This is a genomic window from Paenibacillus terrae, assembly GCF_000943545.1.
Lineage (GTDB): Bacteria > Bacillota > Bacilli > Paenibacillales > Paenibacillaceae > Paenibacillus > Paenibacillus terrae_A.
Map to the genome: position 1 here is coordinate 271,261 of NZ_JTHP01000001.1, position 18,700 is coordinate 289,960.

Consider the following 18,700-nt stretch of genomic DNA (forward strand, 5'->3'; position numbering starts at 1 on the left):
TGTATATAAATCCCTTTGAAGAAACTGACATTAGGTGTGACGGTTGACTTTATCAGGATATATACACTACAATCGGTAGTGTGAGGTGCTTCTTATGAAACGACTGAATTTTAAAACTGGTGAAACCGGACTCAACCGATTTTTCGGACCTCTGGAAGCCAAAATTATGGATATTTTATGGTCCACTTCGGATCGGAGCATCAAAGAAGTGCAGACCGCGTTGGAGGGGGATCGGGACTTTAATTTCAATACGGTGATGACCGTGATGAACCGTCTGGTGGAAAAGGGAATACTGAGTAAGAGTATACGCGGGAGAACGTCTTTGTATCGACCGGTTTTGAGCAGGGAAGAATTCAGGGATGAACAGTCCAAGGAGCTAAGCCACGAACTGGTGGATGAATTCGGTCCACTCGCTGTAAATCATATGATTGATGCTCTAGAGGTGGCTGATCCTATGCTGATCGAACGTCTGGAACAAAAAATTAAACAATGGAAAAAGGATATATAGACGATGTGGAAAACACGTTCTAAATTACTGTTTACAGCAGGCGCCTTTATTTCGGGTTTCGCCCTTATACAGATGGGTATGTACGCCGGGCAGCATATTTTCGGCTGGAAATTGGATTTTAACGTGTTTCAGATTTGTAGAAGTCTGTTGCAGAACTACGGAATTGGCTACATGGTGGATGCCCTCAGTGGACTCGTCTTTCTCACCTTTGGGATTGCTGGGGTAGAAGCGATACGCCAGTGTATGGCCACAAGGGCGGCTTTCCGCAGACTGCGCCGGATGCGTGACCTGCCGCTGACGGAAGCACTGGGTGAACGATATCGTGAGCTGGGAGCCGACCGGATTTGGGTCATTGATTATACCAAGCCTGCCGCTTTCACCATGGGATTATGGAAGCCTCGCATTGTATTATCCTCCGCATTGCTGTCCCTACTGGACAAGCACGAGGAAGAGGCTGTCATATACCATGAAGCGTATCATATGAAGCATTATGATCCATTAAAAACATGGTTGCTGCAAATGTGCGCCACACTGCTGTTCTACTTGCCGGTGCTGCGTCATATTACCAACCATTATAAGATAGCCCGTGAAATTTTGGCTGACAATGAAGCAATTAAACGCACAGGTTCACCAATGGGAATTGGAAGTGCATTGCTCAAACTGCTGAGAATGACGCCCGCGAATGCCCATCTGGTGAATTCCGCCGCTTGTTCCTCTTTTGCAGAAACGTCCATTAATTATCGGATTTCACGTATTCTAGACCCTCAGCAAGAGCCGGTAATCCAATTGCCCTGGCGTTCGATTATGTTATCCAGCTATGTGCTAGTGATGCTGACGCTTATGTTTGCCCTGGCGTTAATGTAGTTTGGCAAGATATATCCTAATGGGTGGCGCTTTATGCGCTACCGATTATTGCTGCATAATACACTACATTTTGTAGTGTTGTTTACCTAATCTGTACACAAATTAAAAGGAGATGAGCATATGAATCAAACACTTACGAATATTGGATTACTGTTGGTACGAATCTTTACAGGGGTTATTTTTATTGTTCACGGTTCACAAAAATTTCAGGGATTAGACGGAACCTCAGGCTTCTTCCAAAGTATCGGACTTCCTGGGTGGTTGGCTCCTGTGGTCGCTACAGTTGAGCTAGTTGGCGGTATTGCGCTTGTCCTGGGCATTGGGACACGACTCGCCGGGGCAGCATTGACCATCGTTATGATTGGTGTATTGCTGACTGCTAAAAAAGGACAGCCCTTTGGCTCGATTGAATTTGATCTTCTGGTTCTGTTTGCCAGTCTTCAGCAAGCGTTGGTTGGCGCACGTTTTCTTTCGCTGGATCAGTTGTTTAGCCGTAAAAAGCATGAAAGCAGTAACGTACAGGTCTAAATGATCATATAACCGCGTCCTTAGTCTCAGGGCGCGTTTTTTTTGTTTTGCTCATTTACGAAAATTGGATGTAAATCATTTGCTTTATTTAACCGATATAACTTCCATCGAGTGTAATTTCAAAAACATAGCTTTTCAAGTAAAGGGGAAAAACACATGGAAAAAATGCGAAAGAGAAAAACCATTTGGACACTCAGGAACAAGCTGATTTTAGGATTTTTACTTGTTTTGTTGTTACCAAGCTTAAGTATATCTATCGCGACCTATAATTCATCATTTAATGCTATGGAGAAACAGCTCTACAGCAGTGCAAATCAGGGAGTAGCGACGGCTAATTCGGTTATTGAATATGCACTTTCCAGTAAAATCAAAGATGTGGGTTATTTAGCTAAGGGACTCGACAGCTCCATGATTGATGGTCGAAACAGCCCGTTGATTCAGCCCAAGCTGATTCAATACATAGGTCTGCACGAGGATGCGACCGATATTTTTGTCGGTACAACAGAGGGCTTGATGATCCGCGGCGTACCCAAGGAGAACGAAGGTACATTTGATCCCCGCAAACGACCATGGTACATCGAAGCGATGAAGCAGCCCGGTAAGGTGATGATCACCCCTGTCATCATCAATTCTTCGGGTATTCCTGTTGTCGTGGTATCTCAAACGCTCTCCGATCAGTCTGGTGTTATCGGGATCTCTCTGAATCTGGAAAGTGTACGTAAACTGGCTTCCATCAAAGTGGGGCAAGAGGGATATATCATTATTTTGGATCATACGAAAAAATTTGTGGTCCACCCTACGGCTAAGCCGGGTACATCTCTTGATGCAAGCTTTATTAATGATATGTACGCTGCGCCGAGCGGGCAGTATACATATGTATATGAAGGTCAAGAGAAGTATCTGAATTATGTAACGAATAAGGATACCGGCTGGAAAATTGCAGGAACCTTCTATCAATCCGAGATTAGCGCTGCCACCGCTGCCATGCGTTACGTAACCATTTTCGTGCTGGCAGCCTCGTTGGTGCTTGCACTTATTGCGATTTTCCTGATTACCCGTTCTGTCCTGGTGCCGATCCGCAGACTGCAAAAATCGGCAGAGCAGATCAGTGAAGGAGATTTGACAGGCGATTTGGAAACAGGAAAAACCGATGAGGTTGGTCAGTTGTCTTCCCACTTCCAAACGATGGTAGACAGCTTGCGCACGATGATTCGAAGCGTACACGAAACCACAGATCGGGTAAGCTCTTCGGCAGAGGAATTGGCTGCGGGTGCAGATCAGACGACCAAAGCCATTGAGCATGTCACCATAGCTATTCAGGAGGTAGCTGTGGGCAGCGAGCAGCAGGTTCAAAGCGTCAAACATGGATCCGTAAGTATGGAGGAGCTTGCCCGGCAGGCAGTGAACGTATCCGAGCGTATGATGGGCGTATCTGAGCATGTAAAGCGAAATGCCGAGTCAGCTCAAGAGGGCAGCAAGGCAGCTACGCAAGCTGTACAGAAGATGCATGACATCGACGAGACGGTTAATGATCTGGGACAGGCGATGGATTCTCTTAGCGAGCGCTCCGGTGAAATTGTGAATATTATCAGCGTTATATCCGGAATTGCTAAACAGACGAATCTGCTGGCACTGAACGCGTCCATTGAGGCGGCACGCGCCGGGGATCATGGTAAAGGGTTTGCTGTGGTTGCGACAGAGGTACGCAAGCTGGCCGAGGAATCGGCCAAATCGGCTACCTTGATTTCGCAGCGTATTGATGCGATGCAGGTGGATATGAACCATGCTTTGGCAGCTATGCATCAAGCACGGACACGGGTTACGGAAGGAATTGATTCGGTAAGCACGTCGGAGCAATCCTTTGCAGAAATTAGCCATGCCGTGGAACGAGCGATGGAGCATATCAATGATATTACCGGAGTGACACAGGAGATGGCTCGGGGAGCAGTAGGTGTCGTTGGAATTATGAGCGACATTTCCCAGATTTCGAACGAGTCAGCGGGCAACACGGAGTCGATCTCAGCCGCCGCTGAGCAGCAGCTCGCCTCTATTGAGGAAATTGCTTCTTCCTCAGCCGATCTGAGCCAAATGGCTGAGGAACTGCGTGAGCTAGTTGGACGATTCCAGGTGGAAGGAAAAGATCAATAAAACGATAAAAGCGCCCGGATACATGAGTTTATCTCATGTCCGGGCGCTTTTTTTGCATGCATTTTGCCACAACTTCTTTGTCGTAGATTTAAAGACTATCTTTGGAATGACTTGCGACGATCCAGCCGAAAACGCATGCGGCGCGGACTGTCGGAAGGGCGTAGAGAGCTTCTTTGAACCATATTGTTAAGCAGCAGCGCGAAGATGACCAGCAATGTCCCGTACAGCTCAAATCGACTGATGGTATAGCCTTGGAAATACATAAGCACCAGTGTGGTAATCGGTACAAAGTTAATAAATAAAATTCCGTTCAGTGGTGACAGCATTCGGATTCCGGCATTCCAGCTCAGCAAGGCCGCCAGCCCCGGAAGCAGGATCATAAAGCTCATTTCGTATTTGACTGACCATACATGCTGCCAATCAGGCACCGCAACCCAGTTGAAGGCGGAGGCGGTTGCGACGACTACAAAGGAAACCAGAGTTCCGAGCAGGCAGGTTAAGGTAGAGTATCGAAGAGTGGACCACCCTGCAAAATGGCTGCCTCCCATGGAATACACGACCCATCCAATCACCCCTGCGAAAATGAGCAGCAGAGGCAGCAAATGCTGTCCGGCGAGTGTGAAGAAGGCCCATTTTCCGTTCGTAATCACGAGTATAGCTCCAGCCAGTGCGATCATCATACTGATCAGTGTGTATTTTGGCGGCATTTTACGGGTCATGACCCATATCATCGCAATCGAAATCATCGGCATCAGCACTTCCATAATAGAAGCTACAATGGTACCTGCTGCACCCATCGCGTGCTGTCCCTGGAAAACGGCCATATTATAAATGGTAAATCCCATCGTACCAAAGAACAGCAATGTCTTGCCCTTGCCCTCAAAGCGAAAAGCAGCCCGTCCCTCTTTGAGCCACAACAGCACAATTAATATGAGCGTAACCGAAAAATAACGTAAAAATGAAAAGTACAGCGGATTGACTTGTTGCAATGCAATGTGCGAAACCGGAAACATGGCCCCCCAGGACATACTGGCGATCAGGCACAATAAAGATCCGGTCATGATTTGTCTATTCATGGTGAAAAAAAGCTCCTCCTTGCCGGCCTCAGCGGACATATCTTATGGACACATCATAATGGATAGGGAGCTGTTGGTAAAATGATTGAAAATAAACGTTATCATCATTTAAAATGATAATAAGTGACAAGGCACGTCAATTTTGATAGCCTTGTCCTTCACGATAAGGGGGAGCAGTATTGGATCTGAACGACTTAAACATTTTCCAGACGGTGGCTGCTCATGGCAGTGTAAGCAAGGCGGCAGCCGAGCTTAGCTATGTCCAGTCCAATGTAACGGCCAGAATCAAGCTGCTGGAAAAGGAGCTGCAAACGCCTTTATTTTATAGACATAAGCGGGGCATGATCCTCAACGCGGAGGGCAAGCGTCTGTTGCAATATACGAAAAGCATTTTGTCGCAATTCGAGGAAATGAAACATGCGTTTCAGAGTACCTCAGCGCCTTCGGGGGTGCTGGAGATAGGAATCGTGGAGACGGTGATCGCTCTCCCGGCGATTTTACATGCTTACTATAGCAAGTACCCGGATGTCGAGCTGTCCCTCAAGGCAGGGGTTACGGAGCACCTGGTACAGGAGGTTGCGGAGATGAGGCTCGATGGAGCCTTTGTGACCGGGCCGGTGAAGCATCCCCTCATTGAACAGTTGGATGTGTTTCAGGAAAAGCTGGTCCTTGTTTCCCAAGGAGATGACTTTTCCGTTGAGGATGTAACGACCCGTCCGCTCCTTTTATATAAAAAAGGCTGCGGCTACCGTGGGCGGCTGGAAACCTGGCTCAAGATGGAGGGGATTATCCCCAAGCAGATTATGGAATTTGGGACATTCGAGACGATTATCGGCAGTGTGGCGGCTGGCATTGGAATGACGGTTTTTCCCGAATCCTCGATCAGCGGGCTGGCGGCCCAGGGTTTGGTGCATTGTCATGCGATGCCTGAGCCGTACAACGAAGTGACAACGGTGTTTATCCGTCGTAAGGAAGCTTATGTGACCAGTACCTTGCAGTCTTTTATGGATGAAATTATCGCTCAGACAGGGGCATAGCATTATCGTTGGGGCTCGGGTACAATGAAAAAGATTTGATCTCATTTTTCTTCCTGAAGGAGGGCTACTATGTTCACAATATATCCGGCTGCTTCCCGATTCAGCTTCGATAAGGGATGGCTGCGGGGCAGTCACAGCTTTTCATTCGCGGAATATCAGGATGAGAACAATACAGCGTTTGGCCCCATGCGTGTCTGTAATGACGACGTGATCGCACCGGGCCGGGGCTTTGGGGCGCACCCTCACAGTGATATGGAGATTGTCTCCATCGTGCTGTACGGCGAGCTGCGTCATGAGGACAACCGTGGGCATGTGGCGGTGACGAATTTTGGAGGTATCCAGCGAATGTCCGCGGGGCACGGGATCATCCATACGGAGCACAACGCTTCGCAAACGGAGGATGTCAGTTTGCTGCAATTGTGGTTTAGCCCGCTTACGAGAGGACTGGAACCGTCGTATGAAGCTACTGCGTTCAACCCTGAGCGATTGTACGGTCAGCTTCTGCCTGTCGTTGCAGGGAAGCGTGTTCCGGGCACGGAGGGCGAAATAGCTGCGATCCATCAAGATTTGACGATTTATTTAAGCAAGCTTCAGACCGGAGAGCGTGTGGAATTCACACAGTCCGAGGGGCGACGCGTGTTCTTGTTTGTTATCGAAGGCTCACTGCGTGTGAACGGTGAACATATGCTAGACGTGCGCGATTCGGCCCGTATTGAGCAGGAGCCGAAGCTGTCGCTGGAGGCACAGGAGCCTGTCTTTTATATGCTGATTGATTTGCCCTAAAAGGAGGTGCGCGCAATGGCGCAGCAGGAAACATGGCTGATTAAGCATGCCGTCACGGGTCGCAGCTTTGCTGACAGCCGCAAGCAGATTTTGGTTTGCCGTTTGGAATCGGCAGACGGTGTGTTTCGCTTCACGCTTCAGGAGCTGCCGCGAGAGGCAGCGGAGGAGATTGTGCGTTATAGCGGGGAACTGAATGTATTCCGTTTTGTAACGCCAGAGGACGGAGCCGTTGTGAAGCATTGGTATTACGTCACCCCGGAAAGCGTGAAATTTAATGATCAGACAGGGGAGCTTACGTTCGAAGCTGGTTCTGAGATTGAGTACCATCCTGACGAATATTGGGGAGATTAATCACTATTTTATAATGATGTTTTCGGAGACTCTGCATGATTGCAGGGTCTTTTTGTCATCTATTCAACATGCTGAGACTGTTGGATACATAATCCTACGCAGGCTGGTACATCCTACATTTTATATTACCTATCCGGCTCATTTGTAAAGGGGGAATACCGATGAAGAAAGGACGCTTTCCCAAGCTGCCGAGATTACCGTGGAGCCGGCGCACGATTCCGGCTGCAGATCGCAAGACACGAAATTATGATGCTCTTAAAGGACTGCCTGAACCATCATGGTTGGAACAGCCGTTACGGAGCAGTCTGGAAGACAATTTGACTGCTTTGCGTGATATTTTCAAGGATTGCTCTGATTTCGTCTATCGAGAGCTGATGATTTCCCCTGAACGCAAAGGGATGTTGGCTTATATTGAAGGCACGGTGAAATCGGAGGATTTGCAGGATCATATCCTGCGACCTTTCATCTTGGGCATGATGCTTAAGGACCCCGAGGTAAACGGAACATTAGATCCGCTGGATGAAACTCGGATTTCCATGTCCCAGACCAAAACGATGGATCAATGGAAAATGGTCTCGGCGGCGATACTGGACGGCAATGCCGCCTTGTTCGTAGACGGTAAGTCTCGTGCGTATATCTTCAGTGCTAAGGGAGGCGTTCGCCGTGGCGTGGAGGAGCCTCAGACCGAGGCGGTTATTCGTGGGCCGCGTGAAGGATTTACCGAGACCCTTCGTGTAAATACCGCTTTGCTGCGATTCAAGCTGAAGACCCCCAAGCTCAAGATGCACAGCATGACCATGGGAACAGAAACCCAAACAGGTGTTGTACTTACCTATATTGAGGGCATCATAGATCCGAAGCTGGTGGAGGATGTAAAAAAAAGGCTTAGCGATATCGAAATAGATGGTGTGCTGGAGACAGGATACATTGAGGAACTGATTGAGGATCACCCGTTTTCACCGTTTCCGGAAATGGAATACACGGAACGTCCGGATACGGTTACCGCGCAATTGCTGGAAGGACGTTTTGCCATTTTTGTGGACGGTACGCCCTTTGCCCTGATTGGGCCAGTCACGATGTGGCAGATGATGCAAGCGAGCGAAGACTATTACGAGCGCTTTTTCATCAGTAATATGGTGCGCTGGATTCGGTTTCTTTTTCTCATATTAGCCCTCTTTTTGCCTGCATTATATGTAGCGGTCACGACCTATCATCATGATATGCTGCCGACGACGCTCATCCTGAGTATTGCGGCGGCGCGTGAATCTATCCCTTTCCCCGCCTTGGTGGAAGCATTGATTATGGAGATTTCCTTTGAGGCGTTACGGGAAGCGGGGATTCGTCTCCCCAAAACGGTCGGCCAGGCTGTCAGTATCCTCGGTGCACTTGTTATCGGTCAAGCCTCTGTACAGGCGGGAATTGTGTCGGCACCGGTGGTTATTATCGTGTCGCTCACAGGCATTGCGTCGTTTACTATTCCGCGTTTTAACTTTGCTATTACGGTCCGCATGTTACGGTTCCCGATTATGCTGATGGCAGGTGTGTTCGGGCTGTTTGGAATCATTATCGCGACCACACTGCTCGCTACACATTTAACCAAGCTAACGTCGTTTGGTGTGCCTTACATGAGCGGGTATAGCCCATACAATCACATGGACCAAAAGGATATCGTCGTTCGTGCGCCATGGTGGAAAATGACCAAACGTCCTTCCTGGATTGGAAAAGGTAACAACAAACGAGCGAAGGGAAACATGAATGGATCGCCCACAACCGAGGAGGGATGGTAATGAAGAAGCCCAAAGAGTCTGATGCAGGGAAAGTACGTAAAGCGGCTGTGCTCAGCTGTTTGCTGCTTTGTTCTGTTCTTTTGGGTGGATGCTGGGATCGCCGTGAAGTGAACGATGTAGCCTTTGTAATGGGGACCGGGTTGGATAAGGAAGGGGATCAATACCGTGTAACGATGCAAATTGCTCTTCCCGGACAACTCGGATCTTCGGGAAGCACAGGAGGCGGTGGAGGTACTAGGGGAACGAAATCCTATTATCTGGAGTCCAAGATAGGTCCAAGCTTCCGGGGAGCAAGCACTGAGGAACAGCGAGGGGTTTCACGAACGCTGAATTATTCCCATCGGCGGGTGCTATTATTCGGCGAGGCACTGGCACGTGAGGGGATCAGCAAAATGATGGATGTACTGGCGCGTATTCCGCAGAACCGTCTGTCTTCGCTGGTCGTCATCACGAAGGGCTCGGCGCTGGAAGTGCTTCAGGCGGATGCCCCGATTGAGCAATATCCAGCAGAGATGGTGCGTGAGCTTAATTACTCATATATGAAAAAACCTCGCTCCATTAAATTGCTGATGAATTCAATCCTGATGGATGGTATTGACCCGGTTGTGCCAGTGATGTCTCTCGTAAAAAATGGTCCCGCCAACATAAAGGACAAGAAGACGAATATTCAGGTGGATGGGCTGGCTGTATTTCGCAAAGACAGGGTAACGGGGATTATAGATAACCATCTAAGCCGGTTTCTGCTATTGGGTATGGAGCAGGCTAAGGATACGGAGATATTCATCCCCCCTCCTAAAGGTGCTGGTTATATATCCGTTCATCTCATCGAAAATAACGTCCATATCAAGCCTCATATTCAGGGGGATGATATTCGAATGACCATTCGTCTGAACTGCAACGGGAATGTAAGAGAGGATGAGACCACTTTCGATATATCCAATGAGGAAAATTTGAAGTGGCTGGAGCAGCAGGTTGCCGAAGAGATCAAGAAAGAGCTGGGTGAGGCTGTCCGGGTTATTCAGCAAAAATATCATTCAGACATACTTGGCTTTGGCCGGGCTATCATTATGAGTCGTCCAGATGAATGGAAACGGATTAAACCTCGATGGGAGCAATTGTATCCCAAGGTGGAGGTCACCATAAATCCGATCGTGCATATTGAGAATATCGGTGCGGTCACCAAACCATTCGGGATCAAAAAGGAGGACATCCAAAATGAATAAAGTATTTTTGTTGCCTTTGGTGCTGGCTACGCTGTTCATGTATCTGATTGACCGCAAAAGTCTGAAATCTGCACCTGCAGTCAATCGCTGGGTCTCACGTGTATTGTATGTCATTAGCATTGGTATCTGGATCTACGGAACCTCGACAAAGAGTTCCGTATATGTGGCCACATGGCTAAGCCGTTTCATTGACATGTGGATCCCTCCTGTGTTGTAAAGAGAGCAAGATGCCTGTAGGGAAAAAGGAGGTCTCCTGTATGAAACAGTTCACAACCAGACAAATCGTGCTGCTTGGTATGTTGATGGAGGTCAGTATTACCATTGTGCATGCTCCGACGCAGGCAGCAGATTACGCGCATCAGCATGCCTATTGGACCTGTGCGATTGCTGCCATCGTAATATGCTTGCCGATCTGGGCGATGTTGAAGCTTAAGCGGCGTTTTCCGGATCAGGATCTGCTACAGGCCATAGTCAGTTCTCACCCCGTGCTAGGGCGTATGCTACTTGTGGTTTATATTGTTTTATTTCTGATCATTTTTGCACGAGATATGAGAATTATTACCGATCTGGTGGGAATTGTACTTTTGCCGCTGACTCCGATTGTTGTCATATCCCTTATTATGCTGCTGACGTTAGTGTTTATGGCTAAGGGCGGTATAAGCACGATTGTGAATATGGCGGAGATTTTTGTACCGTTGTCGGTTCTGACGATGCTGACGATGCCGCTTGTTTTCGGGCGTAATATGGATTTTTCGGCACTGAGACCGATTTTGCACCCGGATGTAAATGGAGTTATCAAAGGTAGCTGGCGTATGCTCGGATATATGGCAGATATTATGCTGCTGCCTTTTGTGATTTCGGGAAAAAGCTATGGTCCCCGGAGCGCGTGGCTAGGACATTTGACCGGAACCGCTTTTCTGATCATCATGGTTCTGCTGGAGGAGCTGGTTATTGGAGTTCCTATCTTGTCGCGGCTGTTTTATCCATCGTATGAACTGGCGCGTCAATTGCAGTTAACCGACTTTCTGGATCGGTTCGACTTGTTTGTGGCTGCACTGACTGTACCAACCCTGCTTACAAAGATTGGTGTTGATCTGTACGTTACCAGTTTTGCGGTAAAGCGCATGTTTGCCCATACACGGGGGAGTCTGATGGTTTGGCCCGTAGGCTTGTTGGGTTATGTCTGTTCCTTTATGCTGTTTTCTAATATCGTCCAAATTTATGATTTTAGCCGGGAGTGGACGATGGTGATGATCATTTTCTTTGTCTTCATGCCTTTTGTGCTATGGCTGCTGCTCCGACCCAAGCCTGAAGAATATAACGAATATCATAAGCCATCTGGAGAGAAGCAGGATAGTACGAGTCAGCAGGATAGCACAAGCCAGCAAGAAAGCCAGCAGGCAAGCAGAACAGAACAAGCTAACTTATAAGTTTACTGTATTCATAGGAAAAAGAATTCTTATTTGTCTTTCAGCCCTCTAATTGTATACTTGGTAGAAAGGATTATGACTTCGATTTCTACAAGGGAGGGAACAGGATGGCACAACGCATGGCAGGCAAGAGAGTTGCCCTTGCCGGTCCCCGTAAAGCAGACGAAATGGCATTGCTGGTTGCAAAAATGGGAGGCGAGCCAGTGCAGCGTCCGGCCCAGGGCACGGTTTTTCTGGATGATATTGAGCTGCGCAATGCGGTTGTATCGTGGGTGAAGCGGCCGCCGGACTGGAACATTTTTACGACAGGCATGGGGCTGGATGCGCTGTTCGATATGGCGGAGGATATGGGCGTGGCGGAGCAGATTATGGAGCTGCTGCAATCCTCGAACATTGCGGCGCGCGGCTACAAGACGGTCAATGGACTCAAAAAGCGCGGCTTCACGCCCGCTGTACGGGACGAGGATGGAAGCTTGACCGGGTTGATGCAGGCCTTTGCTCCGTACGATCTGAAGGGGAAGGAAGTGCTGTTGCAGTTGCATGGTGATCCGACCCCACGGCTGGTGAAATGGCTGGACGAGCAGGGGGCAGTTACCCGGCAGGTGCTCCCTTATAAGCATATTCCACCCGAGGAAGCGAATTTGCAAGCACTGCTAGCGGATATCGTAAATCGTAATGTTGATGCAGTTACGTTCACCAGTGGTCCGCAAATCCGCTTTTTGTGCCAATATGCGAGGGAACAGAAGCAGATGGAAGACGTGCTGGAAGCTTTTCGCCATGATGTGATCGCTGTGTCGGTAGGCAAGGTGACGGCGCAGTCCATTTTGGAGGAAGGTATTGAACGGATCGTGTTTCCAGTGGAGGAACGAATGGGCGCGATGATGGTGGAGCTGGGAAGATATTTTGAGCATAGCGCCTCGGTGCACGGCTACGGTCTTGAAGTTGTGAACTGAAAACTAACCTATATCCTTGCGATAAAGGGTAAAATAAAGATAAGGGCCTACAGGGTCTTTATCTTTTTTTGTTGGAAATGCATCGACAGAAGTTTTTGTTATAACGAAAATATTTATTTCAGGATTTTGCAAAATTCGATTCCGGTCGCTCCCTAGTGCAATATATAGACGAACTGGACCATTTCGATCTATATATTGTTCATTGAAAGTCGCTAGTTGGATTTTTGCAAAATCCTCATTTAATATAATGAAAAAGCCTCGATGCGGATACCAGAACAGGAGCTGAGACGTTATGAATTCCATTTGTGTATTTGCCGGGTCCAGACCCGGACATTCATCTGTATATCTTCAGGAGGCAGGCAAGCTTGGAGAGGCTATGGCCCGACATCATGTTCGTCTGATCTATGGAGGCTCCAGCAAGGGGCTGATGGGCGAGGTCGCGGATGCGATGCTGGCAGGGGGCGGTCAGGTCACCGGGATTATGCCGACCCTGTTATTCGATGCAGAGATTATTCACCGGGGAGTCACCGAATTTATTGAGGTGACAAGCATGCATGAACGCAAAGCGGTCATGAGCGAAAAGGCTGACGCATTCATTGCCCTTCCGGGCGGATTGGGAACATTTGAGGAGCTATTCGAGGTACTGTGCTGGGCGCAAATCGGCATTCATCGCAAGCCTATCGGGCTGCTGAATGTGAACGGATATTTTGACCCGTTGGCGGAAATGGTGCGTCATAGTGTGCAGGAGGGCTTTACCGGAGTTGACCATCCAACGCTGCTGAGTATCTCTGCGGACCCGGACGAATTGTTGCATATGCTAAAAAATAAGGCAGAGAACTTGAAATAAAACGTTTTTCATGCTTGCACAACTGATTGAGCCAAGGTTATGATAAGACCCATAATCAAATAGCGGACAGACAAGGTGCCTTTGTGATAGCGAAGGGTAACAGGGAATCGGGTGCAAGTCCCGAGCGGTCCCGCCACTGTAAGGAAGAGGATTTTTTCAGACGTCACTCGTGAGAAAACGGGGAAGACGAAAAAATCTGTTGATGCCGAGCCAGGAGACCTACCTTGATCTGTATGCACCGTTAACCTTCGCGGAGAGGATGGGTGTACGAAATCAGGAAATCAGGCGCACGCTGCTTTTTCCATGTTGCTTACAGGTTTGCGTGGATCTGAACGTGCAGAAGCGTTTCAAGCGTGAACAGGCAGATGGAAAGCAACGGCACGATGGCGGAAGACAAGAAGTGTCTTCTTATGCTGTGTCCGTCTGATGATACGATGCGTACATAGGAAACCCATCCGGGCAGGATGGGTTTTTTTGAGTTACAGGATGTCCATATATAAGTGAAATAGATAGAAGTGTGGAAAACATAGCCTAGATTTAAGAAGGAGGATAACGATGAGCCCATTAGGTAAATTGCTCGTGATTGGATTCGGACCGGGGGATATGGAACATATCACAAAACGAGCGCTGGACGCGCTGGCCGAGAGTGAGGTCATTATCGGCTACAACACCTATGTGGATCTGATCCGTCCGTTGTTGAATGGACAGGAGATTGTGCGCACAGGCATGACGGAGGAAGTGAGCCGTGCGCAGGAGGCGGTTCGACAGGCGGAGATGGGTAAAAAGGTAGCCGTCATTTCCAGTGGAGACGCAGGCGTATATGGTATGGCGGGGCTGGTGTACGAAGTGTTGATGCAAAAGGGCTGGCGCCGTGAGGACGGGGTTGAGGTAGAAGTCGTGCCGGGGATATCGGCGATTCAGTCCTGTGCTTCGCTGTTGGGTGCGCCCGTCATGCATGATGCATGCACGATCAGTCTGAGTGACCATTTGACCCCGTGGGAAACGATTGTGAAGCGTGTAGAGGCGGCAGCTTCGGCGGATTTTGTCATTGCACTGTACAACCCGCGCAGTGGTCGGCGTACACGCCAGATTGTTGAGACGCAGTCTGTTTTGCTGCGTTACCGTGATCCGCAGACTCCCGTCGGGCTGGTGAAGAGTGCTTATCGCGACCGTCAGCAAGTAATTGTGACGACGCTGGAGGACATGCTCAACCATGATATCGGTATGCTGACGACCGTTATCATCGGTAATTCCTCGACGATGGTGTATGACGGTCTGATCGTGACGCCGCGCGGGTATCAGCGCAAGTATACGCTGGATGCGTCCGAGCAGGCGCTCAAGCCGCATCAGCGGCTCCGCACGGAAGCGGAGCCGTGGTCGCTGGGCGCGCAAGAGGATCGCGCGCTGAATGCGTCGCAGGCAGGCGCAGCTCCCGCAGTGCCAGCCCCTGCTGGAGCTGGCGGGACTGCGCCCGCGCCTTCCGCGAGCGGTGCTGCTGCGGTTGCCACGCAGGCACGCCCGCAAGCGGTGGCTGCCGTGCAAGCCGGGGCGGCCCCGGCATCGCTGGCAGCGGAGGCGCTGAGCCGCCTCGCTGCGGGCGGCAAGCTGCCGGGCGAAGCGAGCGCGCGCTGGAACGGGCAAGCGCCCGCCGTGAGCGTCGCCGGAACGGCAGCCGTGGCCGGAGCGGTGGCTACGGCCGGGACAGCGACAGGCAGCTTTGGCAAGCCTGCGCTGTTTGAGGTGGGCGTTTCCCCCGGCGTGGGAAACAAGAAGTTCACCGCTCGCCAGATGGCGCTGCTCGCCGAGGTAGCGGGTGATGAAGGCGAGCTGGAGTACACGCCGGATCACCAGATCGTGCTGCGCGTGCCGTGCGCGGACCCGGAGGAGCTGGTAGGGCGGCTGCGGGATGAACGATTCATCGTGATGCCGATTGGCGATGTGTTTAAGGTGAAGGCGTGCGACTTCTGCAATATGGAGAAGGATGACGCTGTGCCTGTGGCGGAGCATCTGCAGGTTGTACTGGGCGGATTGCAGGCACCCAAGGAAACGAGCATTGCTTTGAACGGCTGCGGTATGGCCTGCTATGGAGCGGTGCTGGAGGATATCGGGATTGTGTACCGCAAGGGAGGATATGATCTGTTCCTTGGCGGCAAAAAATTTGGCCGCAACGCTCATGCCGCTCAACCTGTGGCAGAGGGCATTCCGGGAGATCAGATTACAGACATCGTTGAGAATATCATCGCTGAATATAAGGAAAAAGGGCATCCGAACGAGCGTTTTCATAAATTTTTCAAGCGTGTGGGCGTTGTGGCGGGTTTTCGGCATGAAGATGCACCTGCAATAGTGGAAGTGAATGCCGTCTGTGGCGATTAATGGGCTAGAAAGCCTGTTTTTATGGATGTAAGCATATAGATAAAATAGGGCGTCTTGCAGGTCATCCCTATTTTGATGAGGAGGAAAATACAGCAGTGAATGCAATATTGTTGGTTGGACATGGAAGTCGGGACCCAGAGGGGAATCAGGAGCTGATGGAATTTGCACAGGCGGTGGCAGATCGGGTACCGGATATGTGCGTGGAAACCTGTTTCCTGGAGTTGGCACGTCCCGGCATTGCCGAAGGAGTGCAGACATGTGTGGAAAAAGGGGCGACGCGTGTCGTTCTTATTCCGATTATTTTGTTCGCAGCGGTACATGCCAAAATTGATATTCCGATGGCTATTGACCGGGCAAAGGCGAAATATCCGCAGGTGGAATTTGTATACGGACGTCCGATTGGCGTTCACGAAAAAATCGTCAGCATTCTGCAAAGCCGCTTGAAAGAGGCCCGTCCGGTTGCGGTTCCAGCCGGTATGGATAGCGCTGTGGAGGCTTCTGCCGAGGTGACGGATGAAGAAACGGCTGTGCTGGTGCTGGGACGCGGAAGCAGCGATCCGGATGCGAACAGCGACTTTTTCAAAATTACCCGTATGCTGTGGGAAAAACTCCCGTATACGTGGGTGGAGAGCAGCTTTATCGGTGTGACACAACCCTCATTTCCAGATGGCTTGGAGCGTTGTCTACGTCTAGGTGCCAAAAAAATCATCGTGCTTCCATACTTTCTATTCACGGGTGTGCTGATTAAGCGTATCGGAGAAATGACTGAGGAATTTGCGGAGTCTCATCCTGAATTACACGTGGAAATGGGCGGATATTTTGGGTTCCATCCACAATTGGTCGAGCTGGTGCTGGAGCGTGCCAACGAAGGCTTATTCGGCAAGGTTATGGCCAATTGCGATAACTGCCAGTTCCGTCTGGAGGCGCAGGAGCATCACCATCATCACCACGACCATGATCACGATCACGGGCATGACCACGATCATGATCATCACGACCATGACCACCATCCACATGAGCATGGACACGATCATCATCATGAGGAACACTCACATGATCACGATCACAAGCATGAGCATGTACATGCGCACAGCCATGATGACCATGATCATGAACACCACCACGATCATACACATACGCCGTCTGTTGTGAACGGAAGCGGGCAGGTGAGTGGCTCATGATTTTCATGCTATGCGGAACGAGCGATGCTCGGGAACTGGCGCTGCAAATCCGTGACAATGGCTTCAAAGTGTTGACCTCTGTCGTAACAGAAAGCGCGGCAGCGAGCCTGTCCGAAGTGGGGCTGGACGTACGTACAGGTCGAATGACAGCGGATGAAATGGCAGCAGTGGTTCGGGAACAGGGAGTGCAGGCCATCGTGGATGCCAGTCATCCTTTTGCAGAAGAAGCACATGCGAATGCCATGACAGCCGCCCGCGAGTCCGGGGTTCCTTATGTTCGCTACGAGCGGGCAGGGCTGGTGTATGACAATCATCCGCTGCTTCACATCGTACCCTCCTATGAGGAAGCCGCATTGGAAGCGAAGCAGCTCAAAGGCTCAGTAATGCTTACGACAGGCAGCAAGACGCTTGGCACGTTCACCAAGCATTTGCTCGGAGACCCGGAGATTCGTTTGGTTGCACGTATGCTCCCGCGTCTGGACAATATGGAGAAATGCGGCGAGCTGGGCATGGAGCAAAAAAATATTATCGCTATGCAGGGACCTTTTTCCCGCGAGATGAACGAGGCATTGTACAAGCATTTCGGCACGACAGTGATGGTCACCAAGGAAAGCGGGCGCACGGGAGCCGTGGATGAGAAGGTTCAATCTGCCCTGGAGCTGGGTATTCATGTTATTTTGATATCCAGACCGGAAGTGGAATTTGGCACCGTATTTGATCATTTTGACGGAGTGATCGACGCACTGCGCACAACCAAAGTGGACCCTTCGATCTGAACTATGACCCTGTGAATCTGATCGATCCGGGTAATTAACAACCCAGTCAATCCGATAAATCCAGAACTTTTTCTGACGTGTATTTAAAATATAGTCATCTTAAAATACGTATATAAACAAATTTTCTATAAAGGAGTAGTCGAAACGATGGATTTTAAAACAGATTTCAAACCGTTAACGGTGCAGCCGCAGGAGATTGAGGGCAAAAGCTTCGAGATGATCACGGAAGAACTGGGAGAGCATCCTTTTACAGAAGCGCAATATCCAGTCGTACAACGTGTGATTCACGCGTCTGCTGATTTTGAGCTGGGCCGCAGCATGGTGTTTCATCCGAAAGCGATTGAAGCCGGGGTTGCGGCCATTCGCGCAGGGCAACAGGTCGTTGCGGACGTGCAAATGATTCAGGCGGGTCTGAGCAAGGATCGTATCCGTCAGTTTGGCGGGGATGTGCATGTCTATATTTCGGACCCGGACGTGATGGAGGAAGCGAAAAGGCTGAATACGACACGCGCCATTATTTCGATGCGCAAAGCGATTCAGGCAGGCGAAGGCGGTATCTATGCGATTGGTAATGCGCCAACAGCGCTGCTGGAGCTGATTCGTCTGGTGAAAGAAGGAGCGGCCAGGCCCGGCCTGATTATCGGGATGCCTGTCGGCTTCGTATCGGCGGCAGAATCGAAGGACGAGCTGCGCAAGCTGGATATTCCGTTCATTACGAACATTGGGCGTAAGGGCGGCAGTACCATCGTCGTGGCGGCATTGAATGCAATCTCCTTAATGGCTGTCCGCTAGATGCGGTTGCCCGTTTGCTGTATCATGAAATGAATTGGAGCAT

The 18,700-nt window shown here is 50.0% G+C and carries 19 protein-coding genes and 1 riboswitch; of the genes, 18 read left to right on the top strand and 1 reads right to left on the bottom strand.

Going from position 1 to position 18,700, the window contains the following annotated elements; translation table 11 throughout:
• The first annotated feature begins 94 nt into the window (after positions 1-94).
• The 4 genes from QD47_RS01160 (at position 95) to QD47_RS01175 (ending at position 4,048) form a co-directional block, all read left to right on the top strand.
• A complete protein-coding gene (locus QD47_RS01160) occupies positions 95-508 on the top strand; it encodes a BlaI/MecI/CopY family transcriptional regulator (RefSeq protein ID WP_014278583.1) in 414 nt (137 codons plus the stop codon).
• 3 nt (positions 509-511) lie between these two features.
• The gene (locus QD47_RS01165; protein WP_044644375.1) at positions 512-1,372 is read left to right on the top strand and encodes a M56 family metallopeptidase; all 861 of its coding nucleotides are present in this window, start codon (positions 512-514) and stop codon (positions 1,370-1,372) included.
• A gap of 120 nt (positions 1,373-1,492) precedes the next feature.
• Positions 1,493-1,900, top strand: coding sequence for a DoxX family protein (locus tag QD47_RS01170; RefSeq protein WP_044644376.1), 408 nt, complete (start codon positions 1,493-1,495; stop codon positions 1,898-1,900).
• Between the two features lie 156 nt (positions 1,901-2,056).
• A complete protein-coding gene (locus tag QD47_RS01175) occupies positions 2,057-4,048 on the top strand; it encodes a methyl-accepting chemotaxis protein (RefSeq protein WP_044644377.1) in 1,992 nt (663 codons plus the stop codon).
• Between the two features lie 95 nt (positions 4,049-4,143).
• Here QD47_RS01175 and QD47_RS01180 read toward each other — a convergent pair whose 3' ends face one another.
• On the bottom strand, positions 4,144-5,124 hold the full coding sequence (locus QD47_RS01180) for a DMT family transporter (protein WP_044644378.1): 981 nt from the start codon (positions 5,122-5,124) through the stop codon (positions 4,144-4,146).
• Positions 5,125-5,303: 179 nt separating this feature from the next.
• Between QD47_RS01180 and QD47_RS01185 the strand changes: the two genes are divergently transcribed.
• From QD47_RS01185 to QD47_RS01255, 14 genes are all read left to right on the top strand, one after another.
• Positions 5,304-6,161, top strand: coding sequence for a LysR family transcriptional regulator (locus QD47_RS01185; protein ID WP_044644379.1), 858 nt, complete (start codon positions 5,304-5,306; stop codon positions 6,159-6,161).
• 69 nt (positions 6,162-6,230) lie between these two features.
• Positions 6,231-6,944, top strand: a complete 714-nt coding sequence (locus QD47_RS01190) for a pirin family protein (RefSeq protein ID WP_044644380.1) — start codon at positions 6,231-6,233, stop codon at positions 6,942-6,944.
• Between the two features lie 15 nt (positions 6,945-6,959).
• Positions 6,960-7,295 carry a hypothetical protein gene (locus QD47_RS01195; RefSeq protein ID WP_044644381.1) on the top strand — a complete coding sequence of 112 codons (336 nt, stop codon included), beginning with the start codon at positions 6,960-6,962 and terminating at the stop codon, positions 7,293-7,295.
• Between the two features lie 161 nt (positions 7,296-7,456).
• On the top strand, positions 7,457-9,082 hold the full coding sequence (locus QD47_RS01200) for a spore germination protein (RefSeq protein ID WP_044644382.1): 1,626 nt from the start codon (positions 7,457-7,459) through the stop codon (positions 9,080-9,082).
• Positions 9,076-10,305, top strand: a complete 1,230-nt coding sequence (locus QD47_RS01205) for a Ger(x)C family spore germination protein (protein ID WP_044644383.1) — start codon at positions 9,076-9,078, stop codon at positions 10,303-10,305. Before QD47_RS01200 ends, QD47_RS01205 begins: the two co-directional genes overlap by 7 nt.
• Positions 10,298-10,522 carry a hypothetical protein gene (locus QD47_RS01210; protein ID WP_044644384.1) on the top strand — a complete coding sequence of 75 codons (225 nt, stop codon included), beginning with the start codon at positions 10,298-10,300 and terminating at the stop codon, positions 10,520-10,522. Before QD47_RS01205 ends, QD47_RS01210 begins: the two co-directional genes overlap by 8 nt.
• A gap of 40 nt (positions 10,523-10,562) precedes the next feature.
• Positions 10,563-11,735, top strand: coding sequence for a GerAB/ArcD/ProY family transporter (locus QD47_RS01215; protein ID WP_044644385.1), 1,173 nt, complete (start codon positions 10,563-10,565; stop codon positions 11,733-11,735).
• Positions 11,736-11,842: 107 nt separating this feature from the next.
• A complete protein-coding gene (locus QD47_RS01220; RefSeq protein WP_044644386.1) occupies positions 11,843-12,688 on the top strand; it encodes a uroporphyrinogen-III synthase in 846 nt (281 codons plus the stop codon).
• Between the two features lie 292 nt (positions 12,689-12,980).
• Entirely contained in the window at positions 12,981-13,535 is a 555-nt protein-coding gene (locus QD47_RS01230; RefSeq protein ID WP_044644388.1) for an LOG family protein, read from the top strand.
• A gap of 57 nt (positions 13,536-13,592) precedes the next feature.
• Positions 13,593-13,776, top strand: a riboswitch (cobalamin riboswitch).
• The gene (locus tag QD47_RS31420) at positions 13,735-13,962 is read left to right on the top strand and encodes a hypothetical protein (protein WP_152643756.1); all 228 of its coding nucleotides are present in this window, start codon (positions 13,735-13,737) and stop codon (positions 13,960-13,962) included. (Overlaps the previous riboswitch by 42 nt.)
• 128 nt (positions 13,963-14,090) lie before the next feature.
• Positions 14,091-15,908 carry a precorrin-3B C(17)-methyltransferase gene (gene cobJ / locus QD47_RS01240; RefSeq protein ID WP_044644389.1) on the top strand — a complete coding sequence of 606 codons (1,818 nt, stop codon included), beginning with the start codon at positions 14,091-14,093 and terminating at the stop codon, positions 15,906-15,908.
• Between the two features lie 95 nt (positions 15,909-16,003).
• Positions 16,004-17,089: a sirohydrochlorin chelatase gene (locus tag QD47_RS01245; protein WP_044644390.1), complete on the top strand. Its 1,086-nt coding sequence runs from the start codon at positions 16,004-16,006 to the stop codon at positions 17,087-17,089.
• The gene (gene cobK, locus QD47_RS01250) at positions 17,086-17,865 is read left to right on the top strand and encodes a precorrin-6A reductase (protein WP_044644391.1); all 780 of its coding nucleotides are present in this window, start codon (positions 17,086-17,088) and stop codon (positions 17,863-17,865) included. The genes QD47_RS01245 and cobK overlap by 4 nt, the downstream gene beginning before the upstream one ends.
• Before the next feature lie 147 nt (positions 17,866-18,012).
• Positions 18,013-18,657 carry a precorrin-8X methylmutase gene (locus tag QD47_RS01255; RefSeq protein WP_044644392.1) on the top strand — a complete coding sequence of 215 codons (645 nt, stop codon included), beginning with the start codon at positions 18,013-18,015 and terminating at the stop codon, positions 18,655-18,657.
• Positions 18,658-18,700 lie beyond the last annotated feature (43 nt).

Bases quoted from the DNA above. Each gene is read 5' to 3' on its own strand.
- QD47_RS01230 (WP_044644388.1), top strand. From the start codon at position 12,981: ATGAATTCCATTTGTGTATTTGCCGGGTCCAGACCCGGACATTCATCT.
- QD47_RS01165 (WP_044644375.1), top strand. From the start codon at position 512: ATGTGGAAAACACGTTCTAAATTACTGTTTACAGCAGGCGCCTTTATT.
- QD47_RS01180 (WP_044644378.1), bottom strand. From the start codon at position 5,124: ATGAATAGACAAATCATGACCGGATCTTTATTGTGCCTGATCGCCAGT.
- QD47_RS01160 (WP_014278583.1), top strand. From the start codon at position 95: ATGAAACGACTGAATTTTAAAACTGGTGAAACCGGACTCAACCGATTT.
- QD47_RS01200 (WP_044644382.1), top strand. From the start codon at position 7,457: ATGAAGAAAGGACGCTTTCCCAAGCTGCCGAGATTACCGTGGAGCCGG.
- cobK (WP_044644391.1), top strand. From the start codon at position 17,086: ATGATTTTCATGCTATGCGGAACGAGCGATGCTCGGGAACTGGCGCTG.
- QD47_RS01215 (WP_044644385.1), top strand. From the start codon at position 10,563: ATGAAACAGTTCACAACCAGACAAATCGTGCTGCTTGGTATGTTGATG.
- QD47_RS01195 (WP_044644381.1), top strand. From the start codon at position 6,960: ATGGCGCAGCAGGAAACATGGCTGATTAAGCATGCCGTCACGGGTCGC.
- QD47_RS01175 (WP_044644377.1), top strand. From the start codon at position 2,057: ATGGAAAAAATGCGAAAGAGAAAAACCATTTGGACACTCAGGAACAAG.
- QD47_RS01205 (WP_044644383.1), top strand. From the start codon at position 9,076: ATGGTAATGAAGAAGCCCAAAGAGTCTGATGCAGGGAAAGTACGTAAA.
- QD47_RS01190 (WP_044644380.1), top strand. From the start codon at position 6,231: ATGTTCACAATATATCCGGCTGCTTCCCGATTCAGCTTCGATAAGGGA.
- QD47_RS01170 (WP_044644376.1), top strand. From the start codon at position 1,493: ATGAATCAAACACTTACGAATATTGGATTACTGTTGGTACGAATCTTT.
- QD47_RS01210 (WP_044644384.1), top strand. From the start codon at position 10,298: ATGAATAAAGTATTTTTGTTGCCTTTGGTGCTGGCTACGCTGTTCATG.
- QD47_RS01220 (WP_044644386.1), top strand. From the start codon at position 11,843: ATGGCACAACGCATGGCAGGCAAGAGAGTTGCCCTTGCCGGTCCCCGT.
- cobJ (WP_044644389.1), top strand. From the start codon at position 14,091: ATGAGCCCATTAGGTAAATTGCTCGTGATTGGATTCGGACCGGGGGAT.
- QD47_RS01255 (WP_044644392.1), top strand. From the start codon at position 18,013: ATGGATTTTAAAACAGATTTCAAACCGTTAACGGTGCAGCCGCAGGAG.